This is a genomic window from Devosia sp. (assembly GCF_036406155.1).
GTDB lineage: Bacteria > Pseudomonadota > Alphaproteobacteria > Rhizobiales > Devosiaceae > Devosia_A.
Genome location: NZ_DASWVV010000118.1, coordinates 1 through 19,423 on the forward strand (window position 1 = coordinate 1; position 19,423 = coordinate 19,423).

Annotated in this window: 19 protein-coding genes, 1 tRNA gene and 1 pseudogene; 16 read left to right on the forward strand and 5 right to left on the reverse strand. The window is 69.0% G+C overall.

Going from position 1 to position 19,423, the window contains the following annotated elements; genetic code table 11:
• Positions 1–212: 212 nt before the first annotated feature.
• Positions 213–1,070, reverse strand: coding sequence for a tRNA glutamyl-Q(34) synthetase GluQRS (gluQRS, locus tag VGD93_RS07330; protein ID WP_395010684.1), 858 nt, complete (start codon positions 1,068–1,070; stop codon positions 213–215).
• Positions 1,071–1,098: 28 nt separating this feature from the next.
• Between gluQRS and VGD93_RS07335 the strand changes: the two genes are divergently transcribed.
• From VGD93_RS07335 to VGD93_RS07345, 3 genes are all read left to right on the forward strand, one after another.
• Positions 1,099–1,743 (forward strand): DNA-3-methyladenine glycosylase family protein, encoded by a 645-nt coding sequence (locus VGD93_RS07335; RefSeq protein WP_395010686.1) that lies wholly within the window; start codon positions 1,099–1,101, stop codon positions 1,741–1,743.
• Positions 1,740–2,399, forward strand: a complete 660-nt coding sequence (locus VGD93_RS07340) for an alpha/beta hydrolase (protein ID WP_395010688.1) — start codon at positions 1,740–1,742, stop codon at positions 2,397–2,399. Before VGD93_RS07335 ends, VGD93_RS07340 begins: the two co-directional genes overlap by 4 nt.
• Positions 2,400–2,494: 95 nt before the next feature.
• Positions 2,495–3,052, forward strand: coding sequence for an HNH endonuclease (locus VGD93_RS07345; protein WP_395010690.1), 558 nt, complete (start codon positions 2,495–2,497; stop codon positions 3,050–3,052).
• Between the two features lie 10 nt (positions 3,053–3,062).
• Here VGD93_RS07345 and VGD93_RS07350 read toward each other — a convergent pair whose 3' ends face one another.
• Positions 3,063–3,608, reverse strand: coding sequence for a disulfide bond formation protein B (locus VGD93_RS07350; protein ID WP_395010692.1), 546 nt, complete (start codon positions 3,606–3,608; stop codon positions 3,063–3,065).
• 79 nt (positions 3,609–3,687) lie between these two features.
• Complete coding sequence (locus VGD93_RS07355) at positions 3,688–4,545, reverse strand: DUF72 domain-containing protein (RefSeq protein ID WP_395010694.1); 858 nt, start codon at positions 4,543–4,545, stop codon at positions 3,688–3,690.
• A 184-nt stretch (positions 4,546–4,729) separates the two neighbouring features.
• Here VGD93_RS07355 and VGD93_RS07360 point away from each other — a divergent pair.
• Positions 4,730–4,814, forward strand: a tRNA-Leu gene (locus VGD93_RS07360).
• 3 nt (positions 4,815–4,817) lie between these two features.
• Here the strand turns inward: VGD93_RS07360 and VGD93_RS07365 are convergent.
• Positions 4,818–5,753 carry a LysR substrate-binding domain-containing protein gene (locus VGD93_RS07365; RefSeq protein WP_395010696.1) on the reverse strand — a complete coding sequence of 312 codons (936 nt, stop codon included), beginning with the start codon at positions 5,751–5,753 and terminating at the stop codon, positions 4,818–4,820.
• Between the two features lie 129 nt (positions 5,754–5,882).
• Here VGD93_RS07365 and VGD93_RS07370 point away from each other — a divergent pair, with 129 nt between their 5' ends.
• The 12 genes from VGD93_RS07370 (at position 5,883) to VGD93_RS07425 (ending at position 19,071) form a co-directional block, all read left to right on the forward strand.
• Complete coding sequence (locus VGD93_RS07370) at positions 5,883–6,800, forward strand: hydroxymethylglutaryl-CoA lyase (protein WP_395010698.1); 918 nt, start codon at positions 5,883–5,885, stop codon at positions 6,798–6,800.
• Between the two features lie 11 nt (positions 6,801–6,811).
• A complete protein-coding gene (locus VGD93_RS07375; protein ID WP_395010700.1) occupies positions 6,812–7,666 on the forward strand; it encodes a sugar phosphate isomerase/epimerase family protein in 855 nt (284 codons plus the stop codon).
• Positions 7,667–7,694: 28 nt separating this feature from the next.
• A complete protein-coding gene (locus tag VGD93_RS07380) occupies positions 7,695–9,101 on the forward strand; it encodes an aldehyde dehydrogenase family protein (protein ID WP_395010702.1) in 1,407 nt (468 codons plus the stop codon).
• A gap of 68 nt (positions 9,102–9,169) precedes the next feature.
• On the forward strand, positions 9,170–10,933 hold the full coding sequence (locus tag VGD93_RS07385; protein ID WP_395010704.1) for a thiamine pyrophosphate-binding protein: 1,764 nt from the start codon (positions 9,170–9,172) through the stop codon (positions 10,931–10,933).
• A 42-nt stretch (positions 10,934–10,975) separates the two neighbouring features.
• On the forward strand, positions 10,976–11,422 hold the full coding sequence (aroQ, locus tag VGD93_RS07390; protein WP_395010706.1) for a type II 3-dehydroquinate dehydratase: 447 nt from the start codon (positions 10,976–10,978) through the stop codon (positions 11,420–11,422).
• A 104-nt stretch (positions 11,423–11,526) separates the two neighbouring features.
• Positions 11,527–13,350 (forward strand): bifunctional sugar phosphate isomerase/epimerase/4-hydroxyphenylpyruvate dioxygenase family protein, encoded by a 1,824-nt coding sequence (locus VGD93_RS07395; protein ID WP_395010708.1) that lies wholly within the window; start codon positions 11,527–11,529, stop codon positions 13,348–13,350.
• A gap of 261 nt (positions 13,351–13,611) precedes the next feature.
• A complete protein-coding gene (locus VGD93_RS07400) occupies positions 13,612–14,448 on the forward strand; it encodes a shikimate dehydrogenase family protein (protein ID WP_395010710.1) in 837 nt (278 codons plus the stop codon).
• A gap of 74 nt (positions 14,449–14,522) precedes the next feature.
• A complete protein-coding gene (locus tag VGD93_RS07405; RefSeq protein WP_395010712.1) occupies positions 14,523–15,659 on the forward strand; it encodes an ABC transporter substrate-binding protein in 1,137 nt (378 codons plus the stop codon).
• Between the two features lie 67 nt (positions 15,660–15,726).
• Positions 15,727–16,605, forward strand: a complete 879-nt coding sequence (locus VGD93_RS07410) for a branched-chain amino acid ABC transporter permease (RefSeq protein WP_395010714.1) — start codon at positions 15,727–15,729, stop codon at positions 16,603–16,605.
• Positions 16,602–17,585, forward strand: coding sequence for a branched-chain amino acid ABC transporter permease (locus VGD93_RS07415; protein ID WP_395010716.1), 984 nt, complete (start codon positions 16,602–16,604; stop codon positions 17,583–17,585). The genes VGD93_RS07410 and VGD93_RS07415 overlap by 4 nt, the downstream gene beginning before the upstream one ends.
• On the forward strand, positions 17,582–18,328 hold the full coding sequence (locus VGD93_RS07420; RefSeq protein ID WP_395010718.1) for an ABC transporter ATP-binding protein: 747 nt from the start codon (positions 17,582–17,584) through the stop codon (positions 18,326–18,328). Before VGD93_RS07415 ends, VGD93_RS07420 begins: the two co-directional genes overlap by 4 nt.
• A 5-nt stretch (positions 18,329–18,333) precedes the next feature.
• On the forward strand, positions 18,334–19,071 hold the full coding sequence (locus VGD93_RS07425) for an ABC transporter ATP-binding protein (RefSeq protein ID WP_395010720.1): 738 nt from the start codon (positions 18,334–18,336) through the stop codon (positions 19,069–19,071).
• A 67-nt stretch (positions 19,072–19,138) separates the two neighbouring features.
• Here VGD93_RS07425 and VGD93_RS07430 read toward each other — a convergent pair.
• A pseudogene (locus VGD93_RS07430) lies at positions 19,139–19,423 on the reverse strand (hypothetical protein); the annotation flags it as partial.

Genomic DNA, 19,423 nt, shown 5'->3' on the forward strand with positions numbered 1-19,423 from the left:
GATAAGTTACGGCCTGTCTGGCCTATCCCCGCCAGGCCCGCCCGCTGCCCGGCGCCGGAGCTGTGGGGCTCCGCGCCGGGCTATCCTTGCGACAATCGCAGCCGCCGCAAGAACAGCCACAACAAAATAATCCCCGCCGCCGCTTCCCTTGTCATCTTCCCGGCACTCCGCATGTCGGACGGAACCTCGCGACGAACGGAGCGCGCGTGCCCCTATCCGAACCCCAGCGCCCGTTTCACGTCGTCGGCGGCCCAGCCCTCGTCCCTGAGCGCGGCGAGGCTCTTCGATCCCTTCGACTTGGCGAGCTTGCGGCCGGCCGGGTCGAGGATCAGCTTGTGGAAGGTATGGAGCGGGGAGCGCATCCCCAGCAGGAACTGCAGCAGCACGTGCAGGTCGGTTGCTGCTTCCATGTCGCGGCCGCGGGTGACGTGGGTGATTTCCTGCGCGGCGTCGTCGACGACGACGCTCAGATGGTAGCTGGTCGGCACGTCCTTGCGCACCAGCACCACGTCGCCCCACAAATCCGGCCGGGCGTAGCGAATGTGCGGGCGGTCCCACGGCCAGGGCTGGGCGACCGTGTAGGTCAGCACCCCGGCCCGGTCGCTGGCGACGGCGCCGCGCAGGCGCCATTGCGCCGCCTCGCCCGCCGCGAGGCGCCGCTCGCTTTCCGCCGGCGCGAGATGTCGGCAGGTCCCCGGATAGAGCGGAGCGCCGTCCGGGTCGGTGGCGGCGGCGGTGGCGGCGATTGTCGCCCGCGAGCAGAAACAGGGATAGAGCAGGCCCATGTCTCTGAGCCGCGCGGCGGCTGCGGCGTAGGCGGGCAGGCGGTCGGACTGCCGCCACACCGGCTCCGGCCAGTCGAGGCCGAGCCAGCGCAGGTCCGCAAAAATCGCTTCGGTGAATTCCGGCTTGCAGCGCGCCCGGTCGATGTCTTCGATGCGCAACAGGAAGCGGCCGCCCAGCGTTTCGGCGCAGCGTGCGGTGAACAGCGCCGAATAGGCGTGGCCCAGGTGCAGCCGGCCGTTCGGGCTTGGCGCGAAGCGCAGGATCGGTTCAGATGACGGCGACATGGTCCCCCTCTAGCACGAGCATGCCGATTTGACAGAACGACTGGATTCGGAAGCCGCGCTCGCCCGGCATCTTGCCGGCCTGCTGCGGCGCGACCGGCGGCTCGCCGCCATCGCCGCCAAGGCCGGCCCGTTCCCGCCGCGCAAGGCCGCGCCGGGCTTTGCCGGCCTGGCCCAGGTGATCTGCGGCCAGCAACTCTCCGTCGCCAGCGCCAGCGCCATCTGGGGGCGCTTCGCGGCGTTGCCCGGGGCGCTCGAGCCGGCCGGCTATCTGCGCCTCGACGAAGCCGAAATCCGCGCCGCGGGCTTTTCGGCCGGCAAGGCCCGCACCGTCGCCGCCCTCGCCGAAGCGCTGCTCGCTGGCGAGCTCGACCTCGAGGCGGTGGCCTCGATGCCGGCGGAGGCGGCGGTCGCGGCGCTCGGCCGCATCAAGGGCATCGGCCCGTGGACGGCGGAGATCTACCTGATGTTCTGCACGGGGCATCCGGACGTGTTTCCGGCCGGCGACCTCGCCCTGCAAAAGGCGGTGGCGCACGGGCTCGGGCTTGACCGGCGTCCCGCCAGCAAGGATCTAGAGGCCATCGCCATGGCGTGGTCGCCGCACCGGCACGCCGCGGCGCTGCTGTTCTGGCGTTACTACGCACATCTGCGCAACCGGGAAGGAATCGCCTTGTGACCCAGAAACTGTCCGGCCCCATGCTGCCGCCCGCCGCGGGCGGCATGCCGCGCCAGCTGGTGGTGCTGCTGCACGGCTACGGCGCCGACGGCAACGACTTGATCGACCTTGGCCGGCACTGGGCCGGGCTGTTGCCCGAGGCGCTGTTCGTCGCCCCCAATGCCCCCGAGCCGTGCGCCGGCAACCCGTTCGGATTCCAGTGGTTCGCGCTCGCGCTCGATCGCACCATCAGCCGCGTCTCCGGCGTGCCCGGAGCGAGCGGCGTACTGGCGAACTTTCTTGGCGAGCTGTGGGCGCAGACCGGGCTGGCGGCGCGCGATACCGCTCTTGTCGGCTTCAGCCAGGGGGCGATGATGGCGCTGCATGTCGGCCTGGCGCTGGCCGACCCGCCGGCCGGCATCGTCAGCTTTTCGGGAGCCCTGGTGCCGCCCGAAGGGCTGGGGCAGGGGGCGCTGCCGCCGGTCTGCCTCGTCCACGGCGACGCCGACCAGGTGGTCGATCCGGGGCTGAGCGCAACGGCGGCGCAAACCCTGCGGGCGGCCGGCGCCACCGTCGGCTACCACGTCTCCCAGGGCACGGGGCACGGTATCTCGCCCGATGGCCTGGCCTTCGCCACCGCCTTCCTCGAGGAGTGCTTCGACGCGGCCGGGAGCTGACGCCGTTCCCGCGAAAGTTGCTTCACAGCGCTGTCGCAGTGGGCGTAAAGTATTGGCGTGATGATTGCGTTCGATTCTGCTTTCGGGAGCCTCAAGTGACCGTGCACGTGTCGCCTGAGTCTTGCCCTGCGCTGGTGCTGAACGCCGACTATCGCCCGCTCAGCTACTATCCGCTGTCGCTGTGGTCGTGGCAGGATGCCATCAAGGCCATCTTTCTCGAGCGCGTGCACGTGGTGCAAAGCTACGACCGCGTCATCAAGAGCCCCAGCTTCGAGATGTTCCTGCCGAGCGTGGTGTCGCTCAAGGATTACGTGAAGCCGGCCCGCTACCCGGCCTTCACCCGCTTCAACGTCTTCTTGCGCGACCGCTTCCAGTGCCAGTACTGCGGCAGCCGTGAGGACTTGACCTTCGACCACGTCGTGCCCCGCTCCAAGGGCGGGCGGACCACCTGGGAGAACGTCGTTACCGCCTGCGCCCCGTGCAATCTGCGCAAGGCCAACCGACTGACGAGCGAGATCCGGATGTGGCCGCTGCAGGCGCCGTACCGGCCGACGGTGCACGATCTGCACCACAACGGGCGGGCCTTCCCGCCCAACCATCTGCACGAGAGCTGGCTCGACTTCCTCTATTGGGACATCGAGCTCGAGCCGTAGGCCCGGGGTCCTACGCGGGCGTGCGCCCGCCGCGCCGCCAGCGCCCATACATGGCGGCCGCCAGCAGCCCGACGATGCCGAAGGAGACGATGGCGTTGTAGCCGGCGAGCGACAGCCCGAACAGCGTCCACTGCACCTTGTCGCAGGGGACGACGCGGGCGGCGTTGATGTCGCTCAGCTGCTCGAAGCTGACGGCGACGCCCGTGCCCGAGCAGGCGGTCGGCCCCGGCCAGAAGCCCCATTCCACCCCGGCATGATAGACGGCGAGGTAGGTGCCCCAGGCAAAGATCAGGAGGGCGAGCAGCATCGCCAGATACCACACCGTCCGCGGCAGCCGGTGCCACAGCACGAGCACGGCGCCCAGCAGCGGCAGGCCCCAGTAATAGGCGAGGCGCTGCTCGAGGCAGAGTTCGCACGGATAGAGGCCGCCGATGTACTGGCTGCCCAGCGCCCCCAGGATGGCGGCGAGGCCGAGCCCGAAGGCGAGGGTTGCCGCCGTCCTGTCGAAGGTGCGGGACAACCAGGAGCCGGAAGGAGTTGCGACGTCTGTTGCCAAGGGAGCACTCCGTGTTCGAGGCCGAGGGTTATTCCGCCTGCGCCCGGCCGATGTCAACGGCACGGCGGTAAACACCGCGTCAGCCGGCGAGCATCCTTGCCACCGCCATGGCGTTGGCGGGGGCATGCAGCTTGTCGGTGGAGACGAAGAAGGCGAAGACGTCGCGCGGCCGCGGCTCTGGCGAGTCGGCAAGCACGGCGGCGTCGGCGGGCGGCCGGCCCTCGGCCCAGGCGGCGAGCCGGGCGGCCCAGCGCTCGAGGTCGGCGGCATCGTAGCCGTCCTTGCCAGGGGCGCCCTGCAGCCGGCAATAGACGAAGTCGGCGGTGACGTCGCAGGTCGGCCATTGTGTCGTGTCGGCGACGACCAGCGCCACGTTGTGGCGGCGCAACTGGGCGATGAAGCCGGGTGTGGCAAAGCTCTCGTGTCGCACCTCGATGGCGTGGCGGATCGCGCTGACGCCCGCGGCGTCGGTCGCCGCCTGCGTCATCCAGGCCTCGTGCCGGCCGGCGAGGTCCGCCGCCGCTTCCGGCGAGCTGGGGAGCAGCGCCAGGAAGTCCTCGAGGCGATCTGCATCGTAGGCCAGGTTCGGCGGCAGCTGCCAGACGAAGGGGCCGAGGCGCCGGCCCAGCGCCAGCGGGCCCGATGCGAAGAAATTGGCGAGCGGCGTCGCCACGTCCCTCAGCCGCCTGACGTGGGTCACCAGTTGCGGGCCCTTGATCGCGAAGACGAAGTCCTCGGGCGTCTGGCTCGCCCAGTTGCGGAAGCTCTGCGGCTTCTGCAGCGCCCGGAAGGTGGCGTTGATCTCGATCGCGCCGAGGTGCGTGCCGGCATAGGCGAGTTCCTGCTTCTGGGGCAGGCCCGGCGGGTAGAATTCGCCCCGCCACGGCGCGTAGACCCAGCCGGCGGTACCGGTCCTGACGATGCCCTTGCCGCTCATGCCGCGACCTCCCCGTGCTTGCTGGGTGGCGCAGTGTGGCCGTCCCGGCGCCGGGAGGGAAGATGCCGCGTGCGATTGTGTCCCGTTTCGGCCGGCCGCACGGCCACCCCGGCCCCGCCGCGAACCAAGTTGACGGGCGCCGGCCTTTCCCGTAACTCCCGCTCGTCTGACCGACCTCGGACGCGCGGGCGTGGCGGAACTGGTAGACGCGCCGGACTCAAAATCCGGTTCCGAAAGGAGTGTCGGTTCGATTCCGACCGCCCGCACCATCATCACTCGACCGACGCCTCCCTCACGCCCGCCTGGCGGCGGGCCTGCGTGGCGCTGCGCATCTCGCTCCTCAGCGCAGCGATCAACTCGTCGGCAAAGATCGAGCGCGGCGTCTCGGCGTTGACGACGCAGTAGGCGGTCAAAGCCGTCTCTTCGCTGATGGGGCGAACCGCGACGCCGGGCAGATGTGGGGTGGCCACGGAGAACTCGTCGACCAGCGCGACCCCCAGCCGTGCCGCCACCAGCGCCACGACGGTATGGGAAAAGCGGGCCTGGATCGGCAACTCGTAGGGCAGGCCGTTGTCGGTGAAGGCCGAGGACAGGATGTGGCCATAGGGGTCGCTCGGGTCGATGCCGATCAGGGGCTGCTCGACCAGTTGCGCCAGCGACACGACGTGCTGGCGGGCCAGTTCATGGTCCTCTGGCAGCACCGCCATCAGCCGTCCGGAGCCGAGCGGGTGCGAGATCAGGCCCGGATGGTCGATCTTGTAGCTCATCGCGACCACCTCGCCCTTCTTGAGCAGGAGATAGTCGACCGTCTCCTCGATCTTGAGGATGTTGATGTTCATGCGCAGTTCCGGAAAGCGGCGCCTGAGCCGCGCCACCGCCCGCGGCATGATGTGCTGGGCAATCGAGGGCACGGAGGCAAAGGAAAAGACGCTGCTCTGGCCGCGCTTCAGCGCCTCGATCGAGTACTGCAGATTCTCGACCTTGGCGAACACCTCGTTGACCTGGCCGAAGATGCCGCGTGCCTCGCTGGTCGGGGTGAAGCGGCCGTGCCGGCGCGAGAACAGGCGGATGCCGAGCTGCGCCTCGGTGTGCTTCATCGCTCGGCTGACGCCCGGCGCCGAGACGCCGAGCAGGTCCGCCGCGCCCTTGACCGTGCCCGCCATCATGATGGCGCGGATGACCTCGATTTGCCGCAATGTCAGCACCATGCCCCTCCTGCCCGGGCAGAATTAACATGATGTATGCTCCTGTGGCCATCATGGTCTTTGATGTTATGGCGGGACAGCCCTAGCTTCGTCCATGTCCGGCGCCGCGTGGCGGCCGGATCGGGAGGATGAATGTTCGGGTTCGGCGATGCCGTCCTCATCGAGGACGAATTCCTGCGCGACGGGCTGCAGAACGAGGCGCGCGTGCTGTCGCTGGCGGAAAAGCTCGGCTTCGTGCGCGGGCTCGAGGAGGCCGGCTTGCGCCGCATCCAGCTCGGGTCCTTCGTCAAGCCGTCGCGCGTGCCGCAGATGGCCGACACCGACGCGCTGTTCGCGGCCCTCGAGCGCCGGCCCGGCGTCACCTACAGCGCGCTCGTGCTCAACATGGCCGGCCTCGAGCGCGCGCTCGCGGTGGCGGTTCCGCACCTGTCCATTTCGGTGTCGGCGAGCGAGAGCCACAGCCGCGCCAACCTCAACAAGTCGATCGACGAAGCGCTCGCCGGCATCGCGCCGGTGATCGAGCGTGCCCTCGCTGCCGGCGTCGCCGTGCGCGCCGGCATCCAGTCCGCCTTCGGCTGCGGCTACGAGGGGCGGGTCGCCCCCGAGCGCGTCGTCGCCATCGCCAGGAGCTTCTCGGCGCTCGGCGTGCACGAGATCAACCTCGCCGACACGGCGGGCCTCGGCAATCCGCGCCAGGTCTTCGAACTCGTCGGCGCGGTGCGCGACGTCGTGCGCCCGCAGGCCGCCCTGTCGCTGCATCTGCACGACACGCGCGGGCTCGGCCTCGCCAACATGGTCGCCGGGCTGCAGGCGGGTGTGCGCATCTTCGACGCCGCGCTCGGCGGCCTCGGCGGCTGTCCGTTCATTCCGGCGGCGTCCGGCAACATCGCCACCGAGGACGCCGTCTTCGCCCTCGAGGAGATGGGCCTGTCGACCGGCATCGACTGGCAGGCGCTGGCCACGCTCGCCCGGCGCCTCGAGGGCCTGCTCGGACGGCGGCTGCCGGGCCGCATGGCCCATATCGCCGCGCCCGAGGGCGCCACACGCTGAGGGGCAGAAGGATGCGCAGACGGTTCTCCCTTGCTTATCTGACGGTGCCCGGCGTCACCCCGCCGGAACAGACCTACATCGCCGCCCGCGCCGGCTACGATTTCGTCAGCCTGCGCCTCGCCCACATGGGCGTCGCCGGCGAACCCGAGTTCGAGCCGCTCGGCCCGGGGGTGCTGCGCCGCACGCAGGACGCGCTGCGCGAGACCGGGCTGTCGGTGCTCGACGTCGAACTGGCGCGGATCGCGCCGGACCGTGAGCCATGTGACTATCTGCCGACGCTGGAGGCGGCGGCACTGCTGGGCGCGCGTCATCTGATCGCCTCCGCCTGGACCAAGGCCAGGGACGACCGCGATTTCGTGGTCGAACGCTATGCCGAGATCTGCGACCTGGCGCGCCCCTACGGGCTGACCGTCGACCTCGAGTTCCCGACCTTTTCGCGACTGGGCACGCTCGCTGCCGCGCGCGACGTCGTCGAGGCGGCGGCGCAGCCCAATGCCGGCATCCTCGTCGACGCGCTCTATTTCCACTTCTCGCGCTGCGGCCAGGACGAACTGCTGGCGCTGCCGCGCCACTGGGTGAATTTCATCCATCTGTGCGATGCCGCCGCCGAGATTCCCGCCGACCACGAGGCGATGAAGTGCATCGCGCGCGAAGGCCGGCTCTATGTCGGCGAGGGCGCGATCGACCTGCCGCTGTTGGCGGCCTGCCTCCCGGAGGTGCCGTTCTCCATCGAGCTGCCCAACGCGCGGCGCAGCGCCGAGCTCGGCCATGTCGTCCACGCCCGGCGCTGCCTCGACACGGCGCGCGCCTACTTCGACGGCTTCTCGCGCGCGACTGCGGCACAGCGCGCCGGCGCCGCCGCATGACCCATTTGCCCTTGATGGAGTTGAACTGATGGCCCGCAATGTCACGGAAGAGGAAAAGCAGACCGTCGCCGACATGATCGCGCGGGCGCGCACGGCAATGGCGGCGATCGCGGACTACGACCAGGCGCAGGTCGATCGGCTGGCGCAGGCGCTGGGCTGGGCCACCGGCAACGAGAAGACCTTCGTGCGCATCGCCCAGATGGGCGTCGACGAGAGCGGCATCGGCGACCGCGCGGGGCGCGCCGGCAAGCGCTTCAAGATCCTGGGCGTGCTGCGCGACGCGCTGCGCCAGAAGAGCGTCGGTGTCATCGAGGTCGACGAGGAAAAGGGGATCACCAAGATCGCCAAGCCGGCCGGCGTGATCGCCTCGCTCATCCCGACCACCAACCCCGAGCTGACGCCGCCGGTCACCGGTATCTATGCCATCAAGTGCAGAAACGCCGTGATCTTCTCGCCGCATCCGCGGGCCCGCAAGACGACCTTCGAAATGGTCCGGGTGATGCGGGAGACGCTGAAGAAGCTCGGCTGCCCGGAAGACATCTTCCAGTGCGTCGAGCGGCCTTCGATCCCGCTGACCGGGGAACTGATGGCCCAGGCCGACCTGACGCTCGCCACCGGCGGCAAGCCCATGGTCAAGGCGGCCTACTCCTCGGGCAAGCCGGCCTTCGGCGTCGGCGCCGGCAATGCCACCATGGTCATCGACGAGACCGCCGACGTGCAGGACGCCGCCCGCAATTCCCGCGTGTCGAAGACCTCCGACTACGGCTCGGGCTGCTCGGCCGACGGCAATCTGCTGATCGACGACAGACTCTACGACGCGATGCGCGACGCGCTGGTGGCCGAGGGCGGATATTTGTGCAATGCCCAGGAAAAGGCGCTGCTCGAAAAGGCGATGTGGGATACCGAGGGCCACCGCACCATCGAGACCGTGGCCGTGTCGGCGCGGCGCATCGGCGAGATCGCGGGCTTCGCAGTGCCCCCCGACCGCTCCTTCATCATGGTCGAGCAGGAGGGCATCGGGCCCGAGCACAAATTCTCCTCCGAGAAGCTGTCCGTGGTCATGGCGCTGTACCGCTACCACGGCTTCGACGACGCGCTCGACAAGGTGCGGGCCATCTACGAGGTCGGCGGCAAGGGCCACTCGTGCGGCATCTATTCGTTCGACGACGACCACATCGCCCGGCTGGCGGCGGTGGCCCCGGTCAGCCGCATGATGGTGCGCCAGCCGCAGTCCAAGGCCAATGCCGGCTCTTTCACCAACGGCATGCCGATGACCTCGTCGCTGGGCTGCGGCATCTGGGGCGGCAACATCACCAACGAGAACATCTCGCTCAAGCACTACATGAACGTGACCTGGGTATCGCGGCCGATCCCCGAGGACAGGCCCAGCGACGCCGAGCTGTTCGGCGAATTCTACAATACCGAGACCCTGTGAGGCGCGCCGGCGACCTTTCCGCGCGCGGTGCGGCGCGCCGGGAAAGCTCGGGCGGCATGGAGGATGCCATGACCAAGGACCTGATTTCCAACCAGCTCGTGCGCTATCTCGAGGAGCGCGGCGTCACCCATGTCTTCGGGCTGTGCGGCCATACCAACATCGCCGTGCTGTCGGCGATGGCGAACAGCCGGCTGCGCTTCGTCAACGTGCGCCACGAACAGATCGCGGCGCACGCCGCCGACGGCTATGCCCGCGCCACCGGCCGCGCCTCGGTGGTGCTCAGCCATCTCAGCCCCGGCCTCACCAATGCCGCCACCGGCGTCGCCAACGCGGCGCTCGACTGCACCCCGATGGTGGTCATCGCCGGCGACGTGCAGTCCTACTATTACGGCAAGCACCCGCACCAGGAAGTGAACCTGCATGCCGACGCCGCCCAGTACGAGATCTACCGGCCGTTCGTGAAGCGCGCCTGGCGCGTCGATACGCCGGAGCTCTTTCCCGAGATCATCGAGAAGGCGTTCCAGCTCGCCGAGAGCGGCCAGCCCGGGCCGGTGCTGGTCAACGTGCCGATGGACGTCTTCTCGACGAAGATCGACGTCGCCCTGTTCGACCGGCTGCGCGCCAACACCAAGGCGCTGGCGAAGCCCTCGCTCGACGAGGAGACGGCGCGCGCCATCGTCTCGCGGCTGCTCGAGGCCGAGCACCCGCTCGTCTACGCCGGCGGCGGGGTGGTGCTCGCCCGCGCCTATGACGAACTGTGCGCCTTCGTCGAGCACCTGCAGATTCCGCTGGCGCATAGCCTCATGGGCAAGGGCGTGCTACCCGACGACCATCCCCTGGTGCTCGGCATGACCGGCTTCTGGGGCACGCAATTCACCAATGACCGGTGCCTCGAGGCCGATTGGGTGCTGGGGCTGGGGACCCGCTTCCAGGAGGCCGACTGCTCGTCCTGGTATCCCGACTACACCTTCAACTTCCCGCCCTCGAAGCTGATCCACATCGATATCGAGCCGGCCGAGATCGGCCGCAACTTCCCGACCGAGATCGGCGCCGTCGCCGACCTGCGGCAGGCGCTGAAGGTGCTGAACCGCGTGGCGCGCGAGATGCTGCCCAAGGGGCGCAGCAACCCGCGACTGGCGGCCGCCATCGCGGCGCATCGCAGCAGCTTCCAGGCGACGAACGCTGCGATGGAGACTTCGCCCGCCTTCCCGATGATGCCGGAACGCATCCTCGCCGACCTGCGTGCGGTCATGCCGCGCGACGCGTTCCTCACCACCGACGTCGGCTGGAACAAGAACGGCGTCGGCCAGCAGTTCCCGATCTACGAGCCGGGGTCGATCCTCACCCCCGGCGGCTTCGCGACCATGGGCTTCGGCCCCTCGGCGGCGCTGGGGGTCAAGCTCGCCCATCCCGAGCGCGTCGTCGTCTCGCTCGTCGGCGACGGCGGCTTCGGGCAGAACCCGGCCGTGCTGGCCACCGCCGCGGCCGAAAATCTCGGGGTGGTGTGGGTGGTGATGAATAACAATGCCTTCGGCACCATTGCCGGGCTGCAGCAGGCGCATTTCGGGCTGACCCACGGCACCGTCTTCCCCCGCGCCGAAGGGGAACAGATGCCGGACTACGCGGCGATCGCACGGGCCTACGGCGTCGACGGCGTGCGGGTGCGTTCGGCCGACGAACTGCGGCCGGCGCTCGCCGCGGCCATCGCCTCGGGGCGGCCGACCGTCATCGACGTCGCCATGATCAATAATCCGACGCCGACGAGCGGGCATTGGGATATTCTCAACGTCTATTCGCCAGACAGGCATGTCGGCCATGTCGCGACCGCCTGAGGCGCGCCCGGCCCGGCATCAACGACCGACAGGAACGCTAGGATGACGATCTCGCTTCTGGTTCTCAACGGACCGAACCTCAACCTTCTGGGTACCCGCCAGCCGCAGGTCTACGGGTCGACCACGCTGCAGGACGTCGAGGCCATGTGCCGGCAGGCCGGCGAGCGGCTGGGCGTCGGCATCGACTTCCGCCAGTCCAACCACGAGGGCACGCTGGTCGACTGGATCCACGAGGCCAAGGGCAAGCACGCCGGCATCGTGCTCAATGCCGGGGCGCTGACCCACACCTCGATCGCGATCATGGACGCCATCGCCAGCGTCGAGCTGCCGGTGGCGGAGGTGCACCTGTCGAACATCCACCGGCGCGAGGAATTCCGGCACCTGTCCTACGTGTCCAAGGTGGCGCTGGGCATGATCGCCGGTTTCGGCCCGCAAGGCTACGTGCTCGGCCTCGAGGCACTGGCCAGCCACCTGCGCGCCGCCGGCTGAGCGGCGCCGGCCCGGCCCGGCAGGCCGGATTGCGCGGCGCGCCCGGTCCGGCTAGGTAAGGGCCGCGCGGCGGGCGCCTGGCTTCGCCGGCGAGGGAGGATTCGATGTTGCGCGCGATTTCTTCGCTGTCCTTTTCGGGCCCGCTCGAGGAGAAAATCGTCGCCGCCGCCCACGCCGGTTTTGCCGGCATCGAAGTGTTCCGCGAGGACATGGTCGGTTTCGACGGCACGCCCGAGGATGTCGCCGCGCTGGCGGCCCGGCACGGCATCGCCATCGTCAGCCTGCAATCGCTGCGCGATTTCGAGGCGCTGCCCGAGGCGGAGCGCGCCTGGGCGCTGCGGCGGGCCGGACGCTTCCTCGATCTCGCCGCACGCCTCGGCGCCGCGATACTGGTCGTGTGTGCCAACACCCGCCCGCAGGCGCTGGACGACCCCGACCGGGCAGCCGCCGATCTCGGAGAACTCGCCGACATGGCCGCGGCGCGGGGCCTGCGCATCGGTTACGAGGCACTGGCCTCGAGCACCCATGTGCGCACTTATCTCGACGCATGGGAAATCGTCGGCAAGGCCGCCCGTCCCAATCTCGGCCTCGTCGTCAACGCCGTCCACAGCTTCGCCGCCGAGGCGGGGCTGGCGGGGCTCGACGCGGTTGACCCCGCACGCATCTTCCTGCTGCACATCGCCGACGCGCCGATCACCCGCATCGACCAGCGGCTCCTGACCGAGGCTTTCCGGCTGCTGCCGGGGCAGGGCAACCTGCCGGTGGCCGAGCTCGCGACGGCACTGACGCGGCGTGGCTATAAGGGGCCGGTTTCGGTCGAGGCGTTCAACGAGCAGCTGCGGGCGCTCAAGCCGGCCCAGATCGCCAAGGACGCCATGCGGGCGCTCGATCTCGTCGAGGGAGCCGGCAGCGCCGGCGGCGACGTGGTCCTCGACATCGCCTTTCTCGAGATTGCCTGCGGGGGCGAGGACGCGGAGGACCTGCGCCGGATGCTGGCGGCACTCGGCTTCGTGGCCACCCACCGCGCCAGGTCAGGCGAGGTGACGCTCTACCGCCAGGGCGACATCCGCTTGCTGGTCAACGAGGAGCGCGGCGGCCTCGCCCACTCGTTCTACCTGCTGCAGGGGCTCAGCGTCAGCGCACTCGGGCTGCGCGTCACCGACGCGGAGGCCCTCGCCGCGCGGCGCGACGAGGCGGAGCCGGAGCCGGAAGGCGCGTCCTACGCGCTGCCACTGATCCGGGGACCGGCCGGCAGCGTGTTCTACCTGCTCGAGAAGGCGCTGGAGGACAGTCCCTTCTTCGCAAAGATGTTCGAGGCGGTGGCCGCCGCGCCCGCCCCCGCACGGCTGCTGCGTGTCGATCATTTTGCCCAGGCGCTGCGGCCCAATTTGTTCCTGTCGGAGCTCCTGTTCTATCGCGCCATCCTCGGCTTCGGCTCCGAAGCGCAGCGCGACGTGCTCGACCCCCACGGCACCGTGCGCAGCCGCGTCGTCGCCAACGGCAACGGCCGCGTGCGCATGTCGCTCAATTCCTCGCAGGAAGCGGGAACGACGACGCGCCGCTTCCTCGAACGGACCGGGCTGGCGGCCTATCATCATTTCGCCTTCGCCACCGACGACATCTTCGCGCTCGCCCGCAGCCTGCCGCGCGCGCTGGTGCTGGCGGTTCCGGCCAACTACTACGACGACCTGTTCCTGCGTTTCGACCTGCCGGAGGAAACCGTGGCCGCCATGCGCGCGCACGGCATCCTCTACGACCGCGACGAGGGGGGCGAGTATTTCCAGCTCTATACGCGCGCCCTCAACGGCGTGTTCTTCGAGATCGTCCAGCGCGGCGGCTATCGCGGGCTCGGCGCCGCCAACGCGGCCGTGCGCATGCTGGCGCAGGCGCGCGAATACGAGAGCGAGCACGCCTTCGACGCTTACTGATGCCGGTAAGCGACCCCCGGCAGCGGCACCGGCATGCCGTCGCCGGAAGATAACATGATGTTACGTTTGTGGGCGTTCCTGGTATTTGACTCAATTCGCCGGCCCCGGCCAGATAGGGCCTGAACTGGGGAGGAGCAGCATGCAGGCGAAGCAGGGGCTCCGCCCGCGCCCTAGGGGCGGGGCGGCAGGCAGATGATGGCGCGGGATGCCGCCGGAGAGCAGGCACCAGCCGCCCTTGCCACGCTGGCGGAGCGCATCGGCGTGCCGCTGTCGGGCGATACGCGCCTGTTTGCGGTGATCGGCGATCCCATCGGTCAGGTGCGCTCGCCCGGGGCCCTGACGCGCCGGCTCGCGGCGCGCGGCGAGAACGCGGTCGTCGTGCCGCTGCATGTCAGGCCTCGCGACCTCGACGTCGCCCTCGCCGGCCTTGCTGCCATCGGCAATCTCGGCGGCATCCTGGTCACTGTGCCGCACAAGGCCGCGGCGCTTGCCCATTGCGCCGGGCTGAGCGCACGGGCGCGCTTCGTCGGCGCCGTGAACGCCATGCGCCGCAGCGAAGACGGCTGGTACGGCGACAACGCCGATGGCTGGGGCTATGCCGAGGGGCTGGCGACACACGGCTTTGTCATTGAGGGGCGGAGCGCCCTGCTGGTCGGGTGCGGGGGTGCGGGCTCCGCGGTGGCGCTGGAACTGCTCGAGCGCGGCGCTGCGGAACTGGCGCTGCACGACGTCGACGCCCGCCGCCGCGACGATCTCGCCCGCCGCCTCGCCGCCCGTTTTCCCGGGCGGGTGCGCATCGGCGGCCGCGACCCCTCCGGCTTCGATCTCGTCGCCAACGTCACGCCGATGGGCATGCGGTGCGACGATCCGCTGCCTGTGGATGTCGACAGACTGCGGCAAGAACAGTTCGTCGCTTGCGCTATAACGCGGCCGGAGGCGTCTGCCACGGTGGTCGAGGCACGCCGGCGCGGTTGCCGCACGATGACGGGGGCGGACATGTTCGACGGTCAGGCCGGGTTTCTTGCGGATTTTCTTCTCTCGGGGCAGCGGAACATCCCACCAGGGATGGCTGCATTCGAGGAATCGTCTCCATCGTAGCTAGGCTGAACGGCGGGGGCGCCCAGGGGAGACAGCGCCGCAACCCAGCCGGGAAAAGTGGGAGGACCCCCGGAATGAACCGCAAGACATTCCTTGCAATGAGTACCGCCATCCTGTTGTCGATGGGCGTGGCGCAGGCGCAGGACCCGGTCAAGATCGGCATCGTCGTCGAACTGTCGGGCGCCGGCGCGCCTGCGGGCACGAACTGGCGCGACGGCATCAAGATCGCGGTGGACGAGATCAATGCCGATGGCGGTATCCTCGGCCGCCTGGTCGAGACTGCCGAATACGACACCCAGACCGACCCGCAGACGTCGCGGGCGCTGGTGCAGAAGGCCATCGACGAGGGCGCCTACGCCATCTGGGGCACGATCTATTCCGGCTCGACCCTGGTCAACATGCTGGTCGCCCAGCAGAACGAAATCCCCCAGTTCGTCGGCTCGGAATCGCCGGCGATCGTCGACAAGGGCAACCCCTTCGTCTTCCGCACCTCCTCCGGTGCGCAGAAGGGCGTGCCCGCCCTGACGTCCTACTTCAAGGACACGCTCGGCGCCAGGAAGGTCGGCATCGCCTGGGTCAACAACGAGTTCGGCAAGGGCGGCCATGACGTCTTCGCCGCCGAGATGGCCAAGGTCGGCATCGAGGTCGTCGCCGACGTCTCCTCCGAACAGGCGCAGACCGACTACGCGGCCGACGTGGCGCGGCTCAAGGACTCCGGCGCCGACGCGGTGTTCGTCTACATGAACCAAGAGGAATCGGCCCGCTTCCTCATCGAGGCCAGGAAGCAGGGTCTGGCCATGCCGCTGGTCGGCGAGGTGACGCTGACCGAAGCCAAGGTGATCGAGCTCGCGGGCGGGGCGGCCGAGGGCGCCATCGCCCATGTCGGCCTCACCGCGACGGCGACCCAGGTCGAGGGCATCGCCCAGTTCGCCGCCAAGTTCGAGCAGACCTTCAACCGCCGGCCGACCCACGATGCGATCAAGGGCTATGTCGGCGCCTGGGCCACGAAATACGTGACCGAGATGGTCGGCGAGTTCAACGGCGCGGCGTTCGCGGAGAAGATGAAGAATCTCTGCCTCGACGTCGCCGAGCATCCGCGCATGCTCCTCGACACCTGCTGGGACGACCGGGGCGAGATGTCGCGTCCGAGCTTCATGGTGCAGGTCAAGGACGGGGCGCCCGTCGTCATCGGCACGCTTCCGGCCAACTGATCCGGGCCCGGGCCCATTCCCGTCGCGGCGGCACTGGCTGCCGCGACGACCTTGTCGGGGACGTCCCATGTCACAGTTCTTGCAGGTCTTTCTGTCCGGGCTCGCCACCGGGTCGATCTATGCGCTCGTTGCCATCGGCTTCACGCTGGTCTGGCAGGCGGCCCAGACCGTGAATTTCGCCCAGGGCGAGTTCGTCGTCCTGCCGGCCTTCTTCGTGCTGGTGGGGGTGCATCTCCTGCACCTGCCGCTGTGGATGGCCGTGGCGCTGGCGCTCCTGCTGTCGCTCCTCGTGCTCGGGGTGCTGTTCAAGAAGCTGGTGGTCGAGCCCATCCTGCCTTCGGGCGGCATCTCGCTCATCATCGCGACGATGGCACTGGGCATTCTGCTCAAGGAAAGCATCAAGGAGTTCTATGGCGCCGAGGCGCAGCCCTTCCCCGCGCTCGTGCCGCAGGATCCGATCAACCTGCTTGGGGCCACGGTGTCGATGCAGGACATCATGAACCTCGTCATCTCGCTGGGCATCGTCGTGCTGCTCACCCTGTTCCTCAACCGCACGCGCACCGGCCGCTGCATGCAGGCGACGGCGCAGAACCCGGCCGTGGCCGAGATTCTCGGCGTCGACGTCAAGCGCATGGTGCTCTACACCTTCCTGATCAACGCCGCGTTGGCGGCGCTCGCCTCGTTCCTGATCACGCCCGTCTACCTCGCCAAGTTCTCGAACGGGGAGACGCTCGGCGTCATCGCCTTCATCGCCGCGATCGTCGGCGGCTTCAACCAGATCCGCGGGGCCTTGGCCGGCGGCCTGCTCATCGGCGTGCTCGACAACCTGACGGCCACCTACGTCACCGCGGAGTATCGGGCGGCGCTGCCGCTCGTGCTGCTCATCGCCATCATCCTGCTGCGGCCGCAGGGGCTGCTCGGCACTTCCGAAGGGAGGACGGTGTGACGTTCACGACCTGGTCCCGCCATCTGCTCGTCGGCCTCCTCCTCGCTGCCGCGATCCTCGCGCCGGTCGGGCAGGGCAACTACATCACCTATGTGCTGACCTCGTGGCTCATCTTCTCCATCGCCGCCATGGGCCTCAACCTGACGCTCGGCTATGCCGGGCAGGTGTCGCTGGCGCAGGCCTCCTTCATGGCCATCGGGGCCTACACCACCGCCCTGCTGACGCTGGCGGGGTGGCACTGGATGCTGGCAATGCCGGTCGGCCTCATGCTGTGCTTCGTCGTCGGGCTGGCGCTGGGCTACCCGGCGCTGCGCGTGCAGGGGCATTTCCTCGCCTTCGTCACCCTCGCCTTCAACACGCTGGTGTTCCTGGTGCTGCGTAACGAAGACTGGCTGACCGGGGGCAATTACGGCCTGATGGGCATGCCGCGGCCCGATTTCGGCATCTTCAAGACCATGCGCCAGGTCGATTTCTACTATTTCACGCTGGTCGTGACGGTCATCGCGGCGCTGGTCATGTGGGGCATCGTCCGCTCGCCCTGGGGACGCGCCTTCAAGGCGCTGCGTGAGAACCCGATCCGCGCCGAAAGCCTGGGGGTCGACACGCGCCGCATCACCCTGCTGGCCTTCGCCATCGGCTCGGCCTATGGCGGGCTCGCCGGGGCGCTGGTCACCTCGCTCGTGCAATTCATCGAGCCGGGCTCGTTCAGCCTCCTGCACTCGTTGCGCATCCTGCTGATGGTCGTGGTCGGCGGCGCGGGCTTCTTCTTCGGCCCCTTCGTCGGGGCCGCCGTGGTCATCCTCCTGCCCGAGATCCTGCGCTTCACCGAAGGCTATTATCTCATCATCTACTCCGCCCTCGTCATCGTCATGCTGGCCTTCGTTCCCAACGGCCTGCTCGGCATCGGGGCGAGGCTGCGCGAGCGCTTCCTCGCGCCTCGGCAGCGGGCGGACATGGCGCAGGGGGCGAAGCTGGAATGACGCAACCCGTCCTCTCCATCCGCAACATCACCAAGAGTTTCGGCGCCATCAGGGCCGTCGACGGCGTCTCCTTCGACGTCCACCGCGGCGAGATCCTCGGCCTCATCGGCCCCAACGGCTCGGGCAAGTCGACGCTGTTCAACTGCCTCCTCGGCCAGCTCCGGCCGGATGCGGGCCATGTCGAGGTCAACGGCCGGGACGTGTCGGGCATGCGCGCCTCCCAGCTCAACCGGCTCGGCGTCGGCCGCACCTTCCAGCAGCTGTCGGTGTTCCCCAAGATGTCCGTGCTCGACAACATCATCCTGGCCGGGCAGGAGCATCGCGGCACCATGGTCTCGCGCCTGTTCGGGGCGCCGGACGCCGGGTTGACCGAGGAGGCCGACAGGCTGATCGGCTTCTTCCGGCTGACGCACCTGCGCGATACCCTGGCCGGCTCGCTCTCCTATGGCCAGCAGAAGCTGGTCGATGCGGCGATGGCGTTCATGGCCGGCCCCAGCCTGGTGCTGCTCGACGAGCCGGCGGGCGGGGTCAACCTCACCATGCTGGCCGACCTCAAGGAGCGGCTGACGACCTACAATGCCGAGCACGGCACCACCTTCGTCGTCATCGAGCACAACATGGAGTTCGTGATGAGCCTGTGCACCCGCATCATCGTCCTGGCCGAAGGGGCCGTGATCGCGGAGGGCGCGCCAGCGGAGATCCGTGCCAACCAGGCCGTCATCGACGCCTATCTGGGAGGCTGAGACCAATGCTCGAGCTCAAGGACGTGCACGGCGGCTACGGCAAGATCACCATCCTCAACGGCGTCTCCTTCCGCATCCCCAGGGGCACCATCACCACCATCATCGGGCCGAACGGGGCGGGCAAGTCGACCGTGTTCAAGGCTATATTCGGCCTGCTCGACATCAGCTCGGGCCAGGTGCTGCTGGAGGGCAGGGATGTCACGCGGCGTACGCCGCGCCAGATGCTGGCCGAAGGTGTCTCCTACGTGCCGCAGGGCCGCAACATCGTCCCGCAGCTGTCCGTCTACCACAATCTCGAACTGGGCGGCATCACCGCACCGGACCAGGCCATGGTCCGCAGCCGCATCGAGACGGTGATGGATCAGTTTCCCATGCTGCGCGCGTTCAGGAACCGCAAGGCTATCGAGTTGTCGGGGGGCCAGCAGAAACAGCTCGAGGTGGCGCGGGCGCTGCTGCTCGATCCGAAGCTCATCCTCATCGACGAGCCCTCGATCGGCCTGTCGCCCAACCTGGTGCAGGAAGTCTTCACGACGCTTGGGCGCATGCGCGACCGGGGCGTGACCATCCTGATGGTCGAGCAGAACGCCAAGGCGGCGCTCGCCATGTCCGACTACGGCCTCGTGCTCGAACTCGGGCAGACGCGCATGCACGACGCGGCGGCAAAGCTGCTGGCCGATCCGCGTGTCGGCCAGCTGTTCCTCGGCGGGCACGTCGACATGGCGCCCGCCGCCCATACCGGTTGACCCCGTTGCGCTGCCGCGCCGCGGGCCTGGACGAGGCAGACCGCTCGGCTGACCCTTGCCGGTGCGCTCACAGGAACGGCGGGACGAACGGGTAGCGGTCGCGCGCTTCGCCTTCCTGCTCCGGCGTAGCGACGGCGTTGTCGTCGAAGCCGCTCCAGCCTTCCTGCTCGTAGATGCGGCGCAGATCCGCGATGTCGATGCCGTTGGCCCGGCGCAGCACGTCGAAGGCCATTTCGGCCAGTGCGTCGTCGACCCGGGCGCTGACCAGCGTGCCGCCGCGGCGCAGGCCCTCGGCAAAGACCTGGGCGTCGGGCTCGGGCACGCCGGCGCTGGTCAGCAGGCCGATGATGCC